The organism is Georgenia sp. EYE_87, assembly GCF_023148685.1.
In the GTDB taxonomy this organism is placed as follows: Bacteria; Actinomycetota; Actinomycetes; order Actinomycetales; family Actinomycetaceae; genus Georgenia.
Genome location: NZ_JAHXNL010000001.1, coordinates 91,077 through 106,439, shown reverse-complemented (window position 1 = coordinate 106,439; position 15,363 = coordinate 91,077). Strand labels below are relative to the sequence as shown.

Annotated in this window: 12 protein-coding genes; 2 read left to right on the top strand and 10 right to left on the bottom strand. The window is 75.9% G+C overall.

Features of this window, described 5'->3' with window-relative positions; genetic code table 11:
- Positions 1 to 26 precede the first annotated feature (26 nt).
- The 9 genes from trpA to KZX45_RS00420 form a co-directional block, all read right to left on the bottom strand.
- Positions 27 to 875 carry a tryptophan synthase subunit alpha gene (gene trpA / locus KZX45_RS00460; protein ID WP_248255755.1) on the bottom strand — a complete coding sequence of 283 codons (849 nt, stop codon included), beginning with the start codon at positions 873 to 875 and terminating at the stop codon, positions 27 to 29.
- A complete protein-coding gene (gene trpB / locus KZX45_RS00455; protein WP_248255754.1) occupies positions 872 to 2,215 on the bottom strand; it encodes a tryptophan synthase subunit beta in 1,344 nt (447 codons plus the stop codon). Before trpB ends, trpA begins: the two co-directional genes overlap by 4 nt.
- Positions 2,212 to 3,027: an indole-3-glycerol phosphate synthase TrpC gene (gene trpC / locus KZX45_RS00450; protein ID WP_248255753.1), complete on the bottom strand. Its 816-nt coding sequence runs from the start codon at positions 3,025 to 3,027 to the stop codon at positions 2,212 to 2,214. The genes trpB and trpC overlap by 4 nt, the downstream gene beginning before the upstream one ends.
- Positions 3,028 to 3,159: 132 nt before the next feature.
- Complete coding sequence (locus KZX45_RS00445; protein WP_248255752.1) at positions 3,160 to 3,444, bottom strand: HGxxPAAW family protein; 285 nt, start codon at positions 3,442 to 3,444, stop codon at positions 3,160 to 3,162.
- 64 nt (positions 3,445 to 3,508) lie between these two features.
- Positions 3,509 to 4,135, bottom strand: coding sequence for a Trp biosynthesis-associated membrane protein (locus KZX45_RS00440; protein ID WP_248255751.1), 627 nt, complete (start codon positions 4,133 to 4,135; stop codon positions 3,509 to 3,511).
- The gene (locus KZX45_RS00435) at positions 4,132 to 5,739 is read right to left on the bottom strand and encodes an anthranilate synthase component I (protein ID WP_248256273.1); all 1,608 of its coding nucleotides are present in this window, start codon (positions 5,737 to 5,739) and stop codon (positions 4,132 to 4,134) included. The genes KZX45_RS00440 and KZX45_RS00435 overlap by 4 nt, the downstream gene beginning before the upstream one ends.
- Before the next feature lie 134 nt (positions 5,740 to 5,873).
- A complete protein-coding gene (hisI, locus tag KZX45_RS00430) occupies positions 5,874 to 6,245 on the bottom strand; it encodes a phosphoribosyl-AMP cyclohydrolase (protein ID WP_248255750.1) in 372 nt (123 codons plus the stop codon).
- Between the two features lie 177 nt (positions 6,246 to 6,422).
- The gene (locus KZX45_RS00425; RefSeq protein ID WP_248255749.1) at positions 6,423 to 8,246 is read right to left on the bottom strand and encodes an ABC transporter ATP-binding protein; all 1,824 of its coding nucleotides are present in this window, start codon (positions 8,244 to 8,246) and stop codon (positions 6,423 to 6,425) included.
- Positions 8,243 to 10,189 carry an ABC transporter ATP-binding protein gene (locus KZX45_RS00420; RefSeq protein ID WP_248255748.1) on the bottom strand — a complete coding sequence of 649 codons (1,947 nt, stop codon included), beginning with the start codon at positions 10,187 to 10,189 and terminating at the stop codon, positions 8,243 to 8,245. Before KZX45_RS00420 ends, KZX45_RS00425 begins: the two co-directional genes overlap by 4 nt.
- A 161-nt stretch (positions 10,190 to 10,350) precedes the next feature.
- On the opposite strand from KZX45_RS00420, the gene KZX45_RS00415 reads away from it, so the two are divergent.
- Both KZX45_RS00415 and KZX45_RS00410 read left to right on the top strand, forming a co-directional pair.
- Positions 10,351 to 10,983 carry a TIGR03085 family metal-binding protein gene (locus tag KZX45_RS00415; RefSeq protein ID WP_248255747.1) on the top strand — a complete coding sequence of 211 codons (633 nt, stop codon included), beginning with the start codon at positions 10,351 to 10,353 and terminating at the stop codon, positions 10,981 to 10,983.
- Between the two features lie 144 nt (positions 10,984 to 11,127).
- Entirely contained in the window at positions 11,128 to 13,305 is a 2,178-nt protein-coding gene (locus tag KZX45_RS00410; protein ID WP_248255746.1) for a S8 family serine peptidase, read from the top strand.
- 28 nt (positions 13,306 to 13,333) lie between these two features.
- Here the strand turns inward: KZX45_RS00410 and KZX45_RS00405 are convergent, their stop codons facing one another.
- Positions 13,334 to 15,274: a hypothetical protein gene (locus KZX45_RS00405; RefSeq protein WP_248255745.1), complete on the bottom strand. Its 1,941-nt coding sequence runs from the start codon at positions 15,272 to 15,274 to the stop codon at positions 13,334 to 13,336.
- Positions 15,275 to 15,363: the final 89 nt, after the last annotated feature.

The following is a 15,363-nucleotide window of genomic DNA, read 5'->3' as shown; positions in this document are numbered from 1 at the left end:
GACCACGGCCCGTCGAGGGGACGCGGTCAGGCGGAGCGGTCGGTCAGCGCGCCGTGCGCGCCGGCGGCCAGCTGCTCGCCCAGCGCGGCGAGGTCGCGGAGCCCGGCCTCGACGTCGCCGTCCTCGCGCGCGAGGGTGCGGACGAACGCGGACCCGACGATGACGCCGTCGGCGTACTCGGCGATCTCCGCCGCCTGCTGGCCGGTGGAGACGCCCAGGCCGACGCAGACCCGCTCGGCCCCGGCGGCCCGGGTGCGCTCCACCAGGCCACGGGCGTGGGTGTCCACGCTCGCCCGGGCACCGGTCACGCCCATGGTGGAGGCGGCGTAGACGAAGCCCCGGCACGCCTCGGACGTCATGCGCAGCCGGGCATCCGTCGAGCTCGGCGCCACGAGGAAGACCCGGTCCAGGTCGTGCGCGTCGGAGGCGGCGATCCACTCGGCGGCCTCGTCCGGGATCAGGTCCGGCGTGATCAGCCCGGCGCCGCCCGCGGAGGCGAGGTCGCGGGCGAAGCGGTCGACGCCGTAGTGGTAGACGGGGTTCCAGTAGGTCATCACCAGCACGGCGGCACCGGTCTGGGCGACCTGCTCGACCGCGCGCAGCACGTCCGCGGTGCGGGTGCCGCCGTCGAGCGCGGCCTGGGTCGCGCGCTGGATGACCTCCCCGTCCATGCCCGGGTCGGAGTACGGGAAGCCGAGCTCGATCACCTCGGCGCCGGCGGAGACGAGGGTCCTCGCGGCGCGCACCGAGGTGGCCACGTCCGGGAAGCCGACCGGCAGGTAGCCGACGAGCGCCGCTCCCCCGCGTGCCTTCGCGGCGTCGATGGCGGCCGCGCTCCTCGAGGCGAGGGTGGGGCTGGTGGTCGTCTCGCTCACTTCTCGACACTCCCGGTGGCGGTGTAGGGCGCGCCGTCCACGGCGCCCGTCTTGGCGGCGTCCTGCGGGCCCGCGGCCTCGGGGACGTCGGCGTCGTGCTGGGCGTCGTCGAGGAGGTGGAACCAGGCCGCCGCGGTCTCGACGTCCTTGTCCCCGCGCCCGGAGAGGTTCACGAGGATGGTGGGCGCCGGCAGGCCGGCGGCCGCGGCCTCGGTCCCGATCCGGATGGCGCCGGCCAGGGCGTGCGCGCTCTCGATGGCGGGGATGATGCCCTCGGTGCGGCACAGCAGGCGGAAGGCCTCCATGGCCTCGGCGTCCGTGACGGGCTGGTACTCGGCGCGGTGGATGCTGGCGAGCCAGGAGTGCTCAGGCCCGACGCCGGGGTAGTCCAGGCCGGCGGAGATCGAGTGGGACTCCTTGGTCTGGCCGTCCTCGTCCTGGAGGATGAAGGTGCGCGCGCCGTGCAGGACGCCGGGCTCCCCGCCGGTGATGGAGGAGGCGTGCCGACCCGTCTCGACGCCGTCGCCGGCGGCCTCCAGCCCGACCAGGCGCACGCCCTCGTCGTCGAGGAAGGCGTTGAAGATGCCGATGGCGTTGGACCCCCCGCCCACGCACGCGCAGACGACGTCGGGCAGTGCACCGGTCAGGTCGAGCACCTGCTGGCGGGCCTCCTCGCCGATGATCTTCTGGAGGTCGCGGACCATGGCCGGGAAGGGGTGCGGGCCGGCGGCGGTGCCGAAGATGTAGTTGGTCGTCTCGACGTTGGTGACCCAGTCGCGGAACGCCTCGTTGATCGCGTCCTTCAGGGTGCGCGAGCCGGTGGTGACGGAGACGACCTCGGTGCCGAGCAGGCGCATCCGGGCGACGTTGAGGGCCTGGCGCCGCACGTCCTCCTCACCCATGTACACGGTGCACTCGAGGCCCAGGAGCGCGGCGGCCGTGGCGGTGGCGACGCCGTGCTGGCCGGCGCCGGTCTCGGCGATGACCCGCTTCTTGCCGACCTTGCGGGTCAGCAGCGCCTGGCCGAGCACGTTGTTGATCTTGTGCGAGCCGGTGTGGTTGAGGTCCTCGCGCTTGAGGATGATCCGCGCCCCGCCCGCGTGCCGGGCGAACCGCGGCACCTCGGTGATGATGCTCGGGCGCCCGGTGTACGTGCGGTGCAGGTGGTCCATCTCGGTGAGGAAAGCCGGGTCGACCTTGAGCTCCTCCCAGGCGGCGGTGAGGTCGTCGAGCGCGGCGACGAGCGCCTCGGCCACGAACCGGCCGCCGAACTCGCCGAAGTACGGCCCTTCGGCGTCGGCGAGGTGGTCGGGCCGCTCCCGGCTGGGGGTGGTCGTCACTTGCGCACCGCCCGCAGGGAGGGATGCGAGCCGGCGGCCACCATGTCGGCGACGGCGGCACGCGGGTTGCCGCCGGTCACCAGCGCCTCCCCGACGAGCACCGCGTCGGCGCCGGAGCGGGCGTAGTCGAGGACGTCGTGCGGCCCGCGCACCCCGGACTCGGCCACGCGCACGACGGAGTCGGGCACGACGTCGACGACCTTGGCGAACACCGACCGGTCGACCTGCAGGTCGTGGAGGTTGCGGGCGTTGATGCCCACCACGCGCGCGCCGGCGTCGACCGCCCGGCGGGCCTCCTCGCGGTCGTGCGCCTCGACGAGCGCGGTCATGCCGAGCGAGTGGACCCGCTCGACCAGCGACGTCAGCACGGTCTGCTCGAGCGAGGCGACGATGAGCAGGACGAGGTCGGCCCCGTGGGCACGGGCCTCCCACACCTGGTACGGCGTGACGATGAAGTCCTTGCGCAGGACCGGGATGTCGACGGCGGCGCGCACGGCGTCCAGGTCGGCGAGCGAGCCGCCGAACCTGCGCTGCTCGGTCAGGACCGAGACGACGGCGGCCCCGCCGGCCTCGTACTCGGCGGCGAGCCCGGCCGGGTCCGCGATGGTCGCCAGCGCGCCCTTGGACGGGCTCGAGCGCTTCACCTCGGAGATGATCGTGACCGCGCCGCTGCCGCCACGCAGGGCGGCGACGCCGTCCTTGGCGCTCGGCCGGCGCTGCGCCAGCTCCTTGAGGACGTCAAGCGGTCGCTGCGCCTCCCGCTCGGCCAGGTCCTCGCGGACCCCGGCGACGATGTCTTCGAGCACGGTCACGGCGCACTTCCCTTCAGGTCGGACTTCCCCCATGGTAGGCCGGGCCACAGACCTGCCCGGTGCGCCGTCCGAGGACTGGCGCACCGGGCGCGGTGCGGTACTGGCTGGACCGGCCTCGTCGGTCCCAGCGGCTCAGGCGCTGTACCAGTCCTTCTTCTCCGCCTCGTCCCCGGCGCGGGGAACCGGCTGGCCGAGGCCCATGCCGCGCATGATGACGGAGATGACGATCGAGCCGAGGGTGATCACCACGCTGGCGATCACGATGACGTCGTTGCTGATGATGAGCCCCACCCCGGCCAGGAGGAACCCGAGGCAGACACCCAGCATCAGCACCCACGCGGCCTTGGTCCGGCCGTGGTTGGCGTACGGTGCGGCCGGCGGCAGCGAGTAGGTGTGCGGCTCAGGGGTCTGGACCATGGCTGTGCTCCTCGGTTGTGCGGATCGACGGACAGCCTATCGGCTCGGCGCGCCCGGAAACGTCTCAGGCTCGCGGGCCGGTACCGGTCCCGGCGCCGTCGGCCCCCGCGCTCGGGTCCTCGCCCCGTCCGAGCGCGTCCCAGTCGTCCATGGCGCGGTCCCGCTCGTCGGTCGCCGCGCTGGCCGCGGACCTGCGCTCCGCCGTCGCCGGCCGCTCGAACCGTCGGCCGGCGCTCTGCCACGAGCGGCCGGCGACCAGCGTCACGACGCCCGCCGCGGCCACCGCCGCCGCGAGGACGAGGGTGACGTAGGGCCACAGTGCCGTTCGTGCCTCGCCGGTCAGCTCCGGCACGCCGCTGATCTCGCCCGCCGCCGCCTCGAGCGGCGCCGCGGGGTCGCCCAGGAAGCCCACCACGGACGCCGCCACCAGCACGGCGGCGCCGACGAGCGCCACGCCCGCGACCACCGCACCGGCGCGCCGACCGACGGCGGCCGCCAGGGCCGCGGCCCCGACGACGAGTGCCGCCGCCCCGACGCCGGGCGCCGCGGAGGCACCGGAGACGGAGACCTCACGGGCCCCGAGCACGGTCGAGACCTCGCCGTGCGCCCAGCCCGCCGAGCCCGCGGCGAGCAGCAGCGCGCCGAGGGCGAGCAGCGCGACGACCACGTGGCTGCGCCGCGGCGCCGTCATGCCCCGGCCCCGGGGGCGCCCGCCCCCACGGTCGGGGTCGCCCCCGTCGGGCGCGCACCGACGTCGGGCCACGCCCCCGTGGACGACGCCCCGGCGGAGGACGAGCTGCCGGACCGCGACCCGAGGGCCGGGCGCAGCCCGGCCGCGACCTGCACCGCGCGCACCGCCGCCGCGGCCTTGTTGCGGGTCTCCTCGTACTCGGTGGCGGGATCCGAGTCCGCGACGATCCCGGCTCCCGCCTGCACGGAGGCGGTCCCGCGGTGGATGACCGCGGTGCGGATGGCGATCGCGAGGTCTGCGTTGCCGGCGAGGTCGAGGTAGCCGATCACCCCTCCGTACACGCCCCGGCGGGCGGGCTCCAGGGCGTCGATGAGCTCGATCGCCCGCGGCTTCGGCGCCCCGGACAGCGTGCCGGCCGGGAACGTGGCGGTCAGGCAGTCCAGGGCGGTGACGCCCGGCCGCTGCCGCCCGACCACGGTGGAGGAGATGTGCATGATGTGGCTGAAGCGCTTGATCTCCATGAGCTCGACCACCTCGACCGTCTCCGGCCGGCAGACCTTCGCGAGGTCGTTGCGGGCGAGGTCGACGAGCATGACGTGCTCGGAGAGCTCCTTCGGGTCGGCGAGCAGCTCCTCCGCCAGCGCCTTGTCCTCGGCCGGCGTCGCCCCGCGGGGGCGAGAGCCGGCGATCGGGAACGTGGTGACCTGCCCGTCCTGGACCCGCACGAGCGTCTCGGGGCTGGAGCCGACGACGGCGAAGCCCTCGCCGTCGCCCGCGCCGTCGTCGAGCTGGAGGTAGTACATGTACGGGCTCGGGTTGATGGTGCGCAGCACCCGGTAGACGTCGAGCGGGTCGGCCGCGCAGTCGATGTCGAGGCGCTGGGAGAGGACGACCTGGAAGACCTCGCCGTCGACGATGGCCTGCTTCGCCGCGAGGACCGCGTTCTCGAAGTCGGCGCGGGGCGTGCGGAACCGCAGCTCCGGCTCCGTGGTGGACTCGTGCACCGCGGCGGCGCTGGCGACCGGCGCGGTCAGCGCGGCCTCCATGGCGTCCAGGCGGGCGACGGCGTCGGCGTGCGCCTCGTCCACCCGCTCCGGGGTGTCGTCGAAGTTCACCGCGTTCGCGATGAGCCAGACGGACCCGTCGTGGTGGTCGACGGCCGCCATGTCCGTGGCCAGGCACAGCGTGACCTCGGGGGTGTCGTGCTCGACCGGGGCGATCGCACGCAGCGTCGGCTCCCACTGGCGCAGGACGTCCCAGCCGAGCGAGCCCACGAGCCCGCCGGTCAGCGGGGGCAGGCCGGGCACGGCCGGGGTGCGCAGCTCCTCCAGGGTGGCGGCGAGCACCTCGAGCACCGGGCCCTCGGCGGGGATGCCGACCGGGACGTCGCCGGTCCACCGGGCGCGCCCGTCCCGGCTCGTGAGCGTGGCCCGGGACGCGGCGCCGACGAAGGACCAGCGCGACCAGGCGCCGTCGTGCTCGGCCGACTCGAGGATGAAGGTGCCCGGTCGCCCGCCCCCCAGCTGGCGGTACAGGCCCACGGGCGTGACGTCGTCGGCGAGGAGGCGCCGCACCACCGGGATGACGCGCCGGTCGGCGGCCATCTCCCGGAACGCCGGCAGCTCCGGCCAGGTCTGGCCCCAGGCGACCGAGACGGGGGTGGCCGCCCCGGACGAGGGCGCGGGCCCGGACGAGGGCGCGGGCCCGGACGCAGCGACGCCGGCCGGCGTCGCCCCGCTCACGGCTGCTCCCCGACGACGGCGCCGAGGTCTCCGCCGGCCTCGAAGCAGGTGCGGGTGCCGGTGTGGCAGGCCGCGCCGACCTGGTGCACGCGGACCAGGAGGGCGTCGCCGTCGCAGTCGAGGGCGACGGACCTCACGTGCTGGGTGTGCCCGGAGGTGTCGCCCTTGCGCCAGTACTCCCCGCGCGAGCGGGACCAGTAGGTGGCGCGGCCGGTGGTCAGCGTCCGGTGCAGCGCCTCGTCGTCCATCCAGCCGACCATGAGCACCTCACCGGTGTCGTGCTGCTGGACGACGGCGCAGACGAGGCCGTGCTCGTCCCGCTTGAGGCGGGCGGCGATGTCGGGGTCGAGGGAGGTGTTCGCGGGCACCGGACGATCTTGCCACGACGCGAGGGGCGGACGTCCGGCGCTCCGCAGCCGCGCGCCGAGAACGGCGCGCCGAGGCCCGCGCGCAACCAGATCGAGGTTCTGGTCAGGAGTTGCGCCGATTCGCGCCAGAACCTCGATCTAGGGACGCGGCGCGAGCCGCCTTTGGGTCCGCGGGGGTCAGCGGGTCTGCGCCACCCACGAGCGGTGCATGCGGGCGTAGGTGCCGCCCGCGTCGAGCAGGTCGTGGTGGCCGCCGACCTCGACCACGCGCCCCTCGTCCACGACCACCACCAGATCTGCCGCCTCCGCGGTGGAGAGCCGGTGCGCGATCGTCACGGAGGTGCGCCCGCGGGTGAGCCGGTCCAGGGCCCGGTTGATCCGGGTCTCGGTGGCCGGGTCGACGGCGGAGGTCGCCTCGTCGAGGATCAGCAGGTCCGCGTCGGCCAGGTACGCCCGTCCCAGGGCGACGAGCTGGCGCTCGCCCGCGGAGAGCGACTCCCCGCGCTGGCCCACCGGGGTGTCCAGCCCGGCCGGCAGGCTCGCGACCCAGCCGTCCAGCCCGAGCTCGGCGACGGCGGCGCGCACCTCCTCCGGGGAGCGGGCGACCGGCCCGTAGGCCAGGTTCGCCCCGATCGTAGTGTCGAAGAGGAAGCCCTCCTGCGCGACGAGGACCACCCGGTCGCGAAGGTCGGTCAGCGGCATCCCCCGCAGGTCCGTGCCGTCGAGAAGGACGGCGCCGGCCGTGGGGTCCATCAGCCGGGCGAGCAGCTTGGCGAGGGTGGTCTTGCCCGACCCGGTCTGCCCCACCACCGCAACCTGCGTGCCCGGCTCGATCACCAGGTCCACGCCGTGCAGCACCTCCGGCCCGCCCGGGTACGCGTAGCGCACGCCCCGGAACTCCACGCGGGCGGCGCGGTCGGGACGAGGTGCGGCTGCGCCGTCGGGACCGGGCGCGGCTGCGCCGTCGGTCCCGGGCACCCGCGCCGCCGGGTCGGTGACGTCCACGGGCGTCTCCAGCACGGCGATGACGCGCCGCCACCCGGCCACCGCGTTCTGCAGCTCGTTGAGCACCTCGGTGGCGTTCTGCACCGGGCCGGTGAACATCTGCACGAGGAAGAGGAACGCGAGGAGCGTCCCGACGGAGATCTCGCCCCGGACGCCGAGGTGGGTCCCGGCGACGACGACGGCCGCGAGCGCCACGGCGGAGAGCACGACGCCGGTGGAGAACGCCAGCGCGACGAAGGTCTGCGCGCGCACCGCCTGGCGCAGGTGGTCGCGCACGGAGCGGTCGATGCGCTCCTGCGTGCGGTCGGCGGCGCCGAAGGCCCGGATCGTCTCGGCGCCCACCACGGACTCCGAGATCGCCGACAGCATCCCGCCGACCTTGACCCGCACCCCGCCGTACGCGTCGGAGACCGCCCGCTGCGCGCGGGGCGCGAGCAGCACCATGGGCAGGTAGCAGAGCCACACCAGCAGGGCGAGACGCCACGAGTAGACGAACATCGCCACGCTGGCCAGCAGCAGCTGCCCCGCGTTGAGGATGAGCATGAGCCCGCCGCGCTGGACGAACATCGAGATGGTGTCGACGTCGGAGGTCACGCGCGAGACGAGCGAGCCGCGCTTCTCGGCCGACTGCGTCAGCGTCGAGAGGTCGTGGACGTGGCGGAAGGTCTGCACCCGCAGCTGGGCGAGGCCGGTCTCGCTGGCCCGGTACAGGCGGACGTTGACCAGGGCGCTGACCCGCCCGGTCACCAGGAGCACCAGCAGGCCCGCGAGGCAGAGCCACGCCACCCGGGCGACGTCCGGGCCGCCGGGGGCGAGGATGCCGAAGTCGGTGGCCTGCTGGACGACGACGGGGACGACGACGCGGCCGACCGTCGCGACGACGGAGAGCAGCAGGGTGACGCGCAGGCCCTCGACCATCGCCGGGGACAGCTGCAGGCCGCGGCGGACGGTCGCGAGGACGCCCAGCGCGGACGCGGAGGAGATCTGCGAGCTCATCGGCCCTCCCCCGCCCGGCCGGCGCTCTGCGCCCGCTCGGCCCGCTCCGCCTCGCGCTCGGCGGTGCGGGTGGCGTAGGCGGTGACGAGCTCGCGGTACCCGGGGTCCCGCGCGAGGAGATCGTCGTGGGTGCCGGTGTCGACGACGGACCCGCCCTCGAGGTGGACGATCACGTCCGCCAGCGCGATGGTCGAGGTGCGGTAGGCGACCAGGAGCACGGACGGCCCGGCGCCGCGCGTCGTCGCGCCGAGCCCGGCGAGGATCTCCTGCTCCACCACGGGGTCGACGGCGGAGGTGGCGTCGTCGAGGATCAGCAGCCGCGGCCGGCGGACGAGGGCGCGGGCGATCGCGAGGCGCTGCCGCTGGCCGCCGGAGAGCGTGGCACCGCGCTCGCCGACGAGGGTGTCGAGGCCCTGGGGCAGGGCGCGGACGAACCCGTCAGCGCGGGCGGTGCGCAGGGCGGTCCAGACCTGCTCGTCGGTGAAGCGGCCGCCGTCGTCGAGGGTGACGTTGCCGCGGACCGTGTCGTCGAAGACGAACGTGGACTGGCTCACCAGGGCGACGGAGGCGGTCCGCGACGCCGGGTCGAGGTCCCGGACGTCCGTCCCGTCGAGGAGCACCCGCCCGCGCGTGGGGTCCATGAGGCGGGCGACGACGGCGGTCAGGGTGGACTTCCCGGCCCCGGTGGACCCGACCAGCGCGACCGTCCGTCCCCCCGGGACGCTCAGCGAGACGTCGTGCAGCAGATCCGTGGTGCCGGGCACGTCGCCGGGGTGGCCGGCGGGCGCGCCGTCGCCGCCCTCGGCCAGCCGGGTGGGGACGGTGACGGTGACGTGCTCGACGCGGACGTCGAGGCCGCCGTCCTCCCTCAGGCGCGCGGTCCCGGCGGGGAGGGCTCCGGTGGCGTCGACGACGCGGGCGATGCGCTCGTGGCCCACGAGCGAACGCGGCAGCTCCCCGAGCACGAAGCCGATCGAGCGGATGGGCATCGTCATCACGGTGAGCAGGTACGCGACGGTGATGACGTCGCCGGTCTGCACGGCGCCCGCCCGCACCTGCACCGTCCCGACGGCGATGACCGCCAGGGTGGCCGCGGACGGCAGCAGCTCGATGACCGGGTCGAAGACGGAGCGGATGCGGCCCATGGTGACGTTGGCGTCGCGCAGCTCGTCCGTGGCGGCGGCGAACCGGGCCTGCTCGACGTCGGCCGTCCCGAGACTCTTGACCAGGAGCGCCGCCTCGAAGCTCTCGTGCGCGACGTCGGAGACCATCGCGCGCAGGCGCTGGGAGTGGGTGGCCGCGGGGGTCATGCGCCGGCGGAAGATCGCGTTGGCGGCGACCACGAGCGGCAGCACGGCCACGCCGATGAGGCCGAGGAGCGGGTCGGCCAGGAACATCGCGACGGACGCGACGACCATCATCACGACGACCCCGAGGGCGAACGGCAGCGGGAAGAAGACGCCGGCGGCGGCCTCGGCGTCGGCGTTCGCGTTGGACAGCAGCTGCCCGGTGGGGTGGCGGCGGTGCCAGCTGACCGGCAGCCGCAGGTACTGGCGGGTGACGCGCAGCCGGTGGGCCGCCTGGACCTCGAACGACGCCCGGCCGCCGTAGATCCGCCGGAGCGCCACGCTGGCCGCGGTGACCAGCCCGACGAGCAGGAGCACGACGCCGGCGCCCCACATGCGGGCGGGGTCGAGCACACGGTCGGTCAGCGCGGGGGCGATGACCTCGTCCGTGATGCGGCCGAGCAGCCAGCCGGACGCGACGGTGCCCACGCCGTGGACGGCGGCGGCCAGGACGGCGATCGTGGACGCGCGCCGGGAGTCGGCGATGCCGCGCGCGATCAGCGCGACGCTCCGGCGCAGGGTGCCGCCCGGCAGGGCGTAGGGGCGGGGCCCGTCGTGTCGGCGCGAGGACGCGTCCTCCTGCGCGGGGACGGGCACAGCTGGTCCTTCCGGTGAGCTCTGGGCGGGCGTCGATCCTCGCACAGAACGCGGCGGTCCCGCCGTCGTGGCACCGTGGGACCCGGACGCCCCCGGCCCCACCCCGCAGGACGTCGGTCGCTCTCCCGCGGGTGCGCCGCTCACGCAAGGAAGGACGCCGAATGGCCTGGATGGAGGACGAGCGCGCCGCGCTCGTGGAGACCCTGCGGTCCGCGGACCCCGACGCGCCGACGCTGTGCGAGGGCTGGACGGTGCGTGACCTGGTCGCGCACCTGGTGGAGCGCGAGCACATGCCGCTGCGCCGCGGGCTCGACGCGCTCGAGCGGCGGGCGCCCGGGAGGGAGCGGTTCCAGGGCCGCCTCGCCGACGCCGCCCGCACGCCCGAGGGCTACCGCGCCCTGGTCGACCGGTTCGCCGCCGGCATCCCGGCCTGGTCCCCGATGGGCTGGGCCGGCGACGCCGCCCACCTCCTGGAGTACGTCGTCCACCACGAGGACGTCCGCCGCGCCGGCGCCGAGCCTGCGGAGCCGCGGATCCTGCCGACCGACCTGGTGCTCGCCGTGTGGGAGCGCCTGGGCCCGCTGGCGCGCATGGCGTACCGCGCCAGCCCGGTCGGGGTGGTGCTGGCGGTGCCCGGCGGGCCCCGGCGCGTCGTGCACCGCGGTCCCGACGCCGTCGTCGTCCTGGGTGACCCCGTCGAGCTGGCGCTGCACGCCCTCGGGCGCGACGAGGTCGCGGAGGTCGACGTGCTGGGCCGGGACGAGGTCGTCGACCGGTACCTCGCCGCCCGCTGACGCCCGCGGCGTCACGAGGTCCGACGGGCCGGCGCCGGCCGGCATCTCGGCGCCCGAAACGGACCTGCTCTCCCGCGATCACCGGGAGACTCGAGGCCTACCTGGGCCGCCGGCGATGCGCGGTCGTCGCGAAAGGACATCGCAGTGCGCCTCGTGAAGCCCGTCCTCGCGGCCGCCGCGGCCGCCCTGGTCGGACCCGTGCTCCTCGCCCCACCGACGTCCGCCCAACCGGCCGAGCCGGAGAGCTGGGTGGTCCGCGTCGACGCCGGCGAGCAGGACGAGATCCGGGCGGCCCTGGACGAGATGGGGGTCGAGCCCGACGCCGAGTTCGCCGAGGCGGTCGACGGGTTCGCGGTGACGCTGGACCAGGACGACGCGCGGCGCGTGTCGGACCTGCCCGGCGTCGCCGTCGTCCACCCGGACAACCCGGTCAGGATCAGCGAGCCGGTCGAGCGGGTGGCGGCCGCCGGCCGGGTCGGCGCGACCGGGGTGGCGACGTCGTGGGGCCTGGACCGCATCGACCAGCGCACCCTCCCGCTCGACGGCCGGTACCTGGAGTCGCCGTCCGCGGGCCTCGGCGTGCGCACGTACATCCTGGACACCGGCGTGGTCACCACCCAGTCCGACCTCACGCGCCTGGCGCCCGGCTACTCCGCGCTCGGCGGCAGCTCCGCCGACTGCAACGGCCACGGCACCCACGTCGCCGGCACGGTCGCGAGCCGGACCTTCGGGGTGGCGGAGGGCGCCACCGTCGTGCCGGTGCGGGTCCTCGACTGCACCGGCTACGGCAGCACCTCCACGGTGCTCGCCGGCATCGACTGGGTCCTGGCCACCCATCCCGCCGGTACGCCGGGCGTGCTCAACCTCAGCTTCGGGACGGACGTGCCCGACTCCACCCTCGACGCCGCCGTCGCGTCGGTCACCCGGGCGGGCCTCTTCGTCGTCGTGGCCGCCGGGAACGAGGACCGCGACGCGTGCAGCAGCTCGCCGGCCCGCGCCCCGGGCTCCTACACGGTCGGCGCGAGCACCCCGGGTGACGCCCGGGCGCCCTTCTCCAACTGGGGCGGGTGCCTGGACATCTTCGCCCCCGGCCAGGAGATCGCTTCCCTGGACCTGCAGGCCGACTACTACACCGTCATGGACGGCACCTCGATGGCGAGCCCGCACGTGGCCGGGGCCGCCGCCGTCTACCTCGGTCAGCACCCCCGCGCCACCCCGGCGCAGGTGGCGGCCGCGCTGGACGGCGCCGCCGCCGGGGCGGTCGCCGACTCCCGGTCCGTGGTCAACCGCGTCCTGACGGTGGGCGCATCGCTCACCGCCGGTGCGCCGACCGGCGTGGCCCTGACGTCCCGCAGCGGGACCTCGGCGACGTTCGCGTGGGCGGCCCCGGCCGGGGCGCTGGTGGCCCCGACGGACTACGTCGTCGAGGTCCGCCCCGCCGGCGGGTCGTGGGGCGTCGCCGCGGACGCGGTCTCGCCCAGCCCGCGCGCCACGGTCACCGTGCCCGGGTCCGGGCCGTTCGACGTGCGCGTCAGCGCCCGCGTCGGGCAGTTCGCCGGCGCGACCTCGGGCGCGCTCGCCGTCGGGGCCCTCGCCTCCGCGCCGGTGCCCACCGCGCCGGTCCCGCAGCCCGGCACCGACGGGTCGGTCACCTTCTACCTCAACGACGCCTGGAGCGCGTCCGCGAACCACGTCTTCACCTACGGCAGGGCCGGCGACGGTGCCTACGTGGGCGACTGGGACGGCGACGGCAGGGACACCCTGGCGGTGCGGCGCGGGAACGTCTTCTACGTCGCCGACAGCCAGCGCGGGACCGCCGACCAGGTCTTCGCCTACGGCCGCCCGGACGACGTCGTCCTGGTCGGCGACTGGGACGGCGACGGCGTGGACACCCTCACCGTGCGCCGCGGGAACGTCTACCACGTCAAGAACTCCGTCTCCGGGGGGCCGGCCGACCGGGTCGTCGTCTACGGCCGGGCCGGTGACGAGGTGCTCGTCGGCGACTGGGACGGCGACGGCGACCACACGTTCGCCGTGCGCCGCGGCCGGGAGTACCACCTCAAGAACTCCGTCTCCGCCGGGCCCGCCGACACGGTCGTGAACTACGGCCGGCCCGACGACGTCGTCCTCTCCGGGGACTGGGACGGGCGGGGCGGCAGCTCGCTCGCCGTGCGCCGCGGGAACGTCTACCACGTGAAGAACACGATCGCGGGCGGGTCGGCCGACCTCGAGCTCGCCTACGGGCGGGCGAGCGACACGGTCCTGGTCGGCGACTGGAACGGCGACGGGACCGCGACCCTGGGCGTGCGCCGCACGCGCTGATCCGGCGGCACCGAGGACCGCGTCCGGGTCAGCCGTAGAGGTACGCGACCACGACGACGAGGGCCCAGAGCGCGAGCACGCCCCAGGGGCGCCGCGGCGGGGGCTCGGCGGCGATCTCGGCCTCGGCGTCCACCGCGCCGCCGGTCGCGTGCCGGCGGGCGGAGAGCAGCACGGCACGGAGCTGGGCCGCGGTGCGCCAGCCGGTGTGCAGCGGCCCGGACCGGGGGCTGGCGGTGGAGAGCTCGATCACGTCGTAGAACTCGTCGTAGAACTCGCCGTCGTCGTCCCCGGAGAAGTCGTCCTTCTCGTCGTCACCCAGCCCGTGGGCCTCCTGGGGGTCGAGCCGTTCCGCGGGATCGGGCGCCAGCAGGAGACGGATCTCGCTCCCGTCCGCGATCGCCCCGTGCAGCGCCGGCCACGGCACGACGAGCAGCGGGCCGAACGGGCCGACCGCCCGGATGCCGGCGCCGTCCCAGCTCAGCCGCGGGCGGACGGCGAACCGCCAGGTGAGCTCGAGCGCGAGGAGGCCGGCGACCGCGCCGGCGACGCGGGCACCGAGCCCGGTCCAGCCCAGGACCAGGTCGAGCAGCGGGTCTCCGACGGCGGTCACGAGCAGGGCCAGGGCGACGCGCACCAGCTGGGCCCAGACCGGCACCCGGTGCTGCCCCTGCATGACCGGCCCCGACCGGTCCCGCGGGGCGAGATCGCCCGGGGAGAACCCGCGCAGCACCAGCTCGTCCATCTCGTCCTCCGTGCCCGCCGGCAGCTGGGACTCGTCACGCCCGGCGCGCACGGGTCCGTCCACCGTGCCGTCGGACCACCGCGTCGCCACCCAGTGGCCCGGGGCGGGCACCCCGATGACGGTCACCGGCTCGAGCGGCGGGAGCTCCTCGTCCAGCTCGTGCTCCTCGTCCTCCGTCGGGCCGGGCGCCTCGTGGTCGCCCGCGTCGGGCGTGCCCGGGAGGCGCGGACCCGGGAGGGGTCCCGGTGGGGGCAGATCGACCAGGGCCGCCGTGCCGGAGCTGCTCGCCGACGGGTAGAGGAGTGCGCCGTCGACGGCGGAGCGCCGGGCCAGCGCCGTGGTCACCGGCTGCGGCTGAGCGTCGAAGGCGGCCCGCTCGCGGCGCTGCCGTGCGGCCCTCGCCACCAGGGCGGTGGCCAGGGCGGCGGCGAGCGCGGCCGGCACGTCCAGCGCGGTCCCGTCGTACGGCTCGGCGAGCAGGCGCATGTCGTCGTCTGGGAGCAGCCACACGGGCTGCCGGGAGCCGACCGGGTACTGGGCCGCGTCGAGGGTGTCGATCTCGGTGGTGCCCGGACGGCCGGGGGCCGAGACGGCGATGACGAACTCGTCCACGTGGGCGGCGACCGTGCCCACGACGGCGGGGGCGGCCGCCTCCTCGGCGGCGGCCCGCTGCCCGAGCCCGACGCCGTACCAGACGAGGGCGGCCGCGGCGACGGCGAGGGCGGCGGCCGCCGCCAGCGGCAGGCGCGACAGCCGAGCGCGGCCGCGCCGGACGCCGAGCGCGGACGGGACGAGCGTCGGTGCCCCCGCCGCGAGGAGGAGGGTCAGCGGCGCCCGGTGCAGACGGCCGCGACGCCGCGCCGCCCAGACCAGAGCGGCGACGTACACCACCAGGGTGCCGACCACCGCGGGTGAACCGGTCGAGTTGAGGCCGCCCGTCGCGAGACCGATCGTCATGGCCCCGACTCCGGCCGCGACGCCGACGAGCCCCGACACCCGCACGACGAGCGCCGACGCCAGGAGCAGCCCGAACCCGGACGCCCCCACGTGGTCCGGGCCGCACGGCGCGGCCGCCGTGCAGGCGGCGGTGTCGGAGGCGATGCCGACCGCCGCCATGAGGACGAAGGCCGCGATCACCGGGCCGAGCGTGCGGTGCCACGGGTCGGCCGCGGCTCGCAGCAGCCGTCCGCCGAGCGCCGCGGTCAGCGGGACGGAGGGTGTGCTCACGAGCGCAAGATGCTGCCAGGCGGCGAACCGGTACCCTCGACGGCGCGCCGCCGGCGGCGAGCGTCTACGGAGTCCGGGCAGGCCCGGTC

Bases quoted from the DNA above. Each gene is read 5' to 3' on its own strand.
- KZX45_RS00440 (WP_248255751.1), bottom strand. From the start codon at position 4,135: ATGACGGCGCCGCGGCGCAGCCACGTGGTCGTCGCGCTGCTCGCCCTC.
- KZX45_RS00445 (WP_248255752.1), bottom strand. From the start codon at position 3,444: ATGGTCCAGACCCCTGAGCCGCACACCTACTCGCTGCCGCCGGCCGCA.
- KZX45_RS00435 (WP_248256273.1), bottom strand. From the start codon at position 5,739: ATGGCCGCCGACCGGCGCGTCATCCCGGTGGTGCGGCGCCTCCTCGCC.
- KZX45_RS00415 (WP_248255747.1), top strand. From the start codon at position 10,351: ATGGCCTGGATGGAGGACGAGCGCGCCGCGCTCGTGGAGACCCTGCGG.
- KZX45_RS00425 (WP_248255749.1), bottom strand. From the start codon at position 8,246: ATGAGCTCGCAGATCTCCTCCGCGTCCGCGCTGGGCGTCCTCGCGACC.